The following is a 1,030-nucleotide window of genomic DNA, read 5'->3' on the forward strand; positions in this document are numbered from 1 at the left end:
GACAACGAACATGACCACGAAGGACAAGATAGCACGGCGGAAGCTGTCTCTGCTGGACCTTGCGAGCGAACTTTCCAATGTCAGCCGTGCCTGCAAGGTGATGGGCTATTCGCGCCAGCAGTTCTATGAGATCCGGCGCAATTTCCAGACCTATGGAGCTGAAGGCCTGATCGACCGGCTGCCCGGCGCGAAGGGCCCGCACCCCAACCGCATGCCTGCGGAGATCGAAGCGGCGGTGCTGGCTCATGCCCTTGATCATCCCTGTCACGGCGCGCTGCGCGTCGAGCAGGAGTTGCGGCTCAAGGGCCTTGCCGTCTCTGCCGGAGGCGTACGCGGGGTCTGGCAGCGCCATGGCCTGCTCACCAGGCACGAGCGCCTGCTCAGGCTGGAGAAGGCTACTGCCGAGCGGACCTTCGAACTGAGCGAGGAGCAGACCCGGCTGCTGGAGCGCTTCTCGCCGGAGTTCCGCGAGCGCCATATCGAGGCCCCGCACACGGGCAGTCTTGTTGCCGTCGATACTTTTTTTGTCGGAACGCTCAAGGGGATCGGCAAGATCTACATGCAATCGGCCATCGACTGTCACAGCCGTTACGCCTGGGCCCGGCTCTATCCGTCCAAGCTGCCGGTGACCGCCGTTCACATCCTCAACAATGATGTCATACCCACCTTCGAGGCCCATGATGCCCGGATCGAGACGGTGCTGTCCGACAACGGCCGCGAGTTCTGCGGCCGGCCCGACCAGCATCCTTATGAACTCTTCCTGCAACTGGAGGAGATTGAGCACCGGACGACCAAGGTCAGGCGGCCGCAGTCGAACGGCATCGTCGAGCGCTTCCACCGCACCGTACTCGACGAGCACTTCCGCGTCGAAGGCCGCAGAACGTGGTTCGACACCATCGAGGAGATGCAGGCGGTGCTCGACGACTGGCTCGCCCTCTACAACACCAGGCGCCCCCATCAGGGCCGCAACATGGGCGGACGAACACCCCTCAAGGCCTTCGTCGACGGACTGAAAAAAGCCCCCGGAACG

Annotated in this window: 1 protein-coding gene; it reads left to right on the forward strand. The window is 63.2% G+C overall.

Going from position 1 to position 1,030, the window contains the following annotated elements:
• Positions 1-10: 10 nt before the first annotated feature.
• Positions 11-1,030 (forward strand): IS481 family transposase (locus AC0CMF_RS25230; RefSeq protein ID WP_472482577.1); only part of this gene is annotated, 1,020 nt, incomplete at its 3' end.

The sequence above is a fragment of the Pannonibacter sp. CBAS1226 genome (assembly GCF_055685825.1).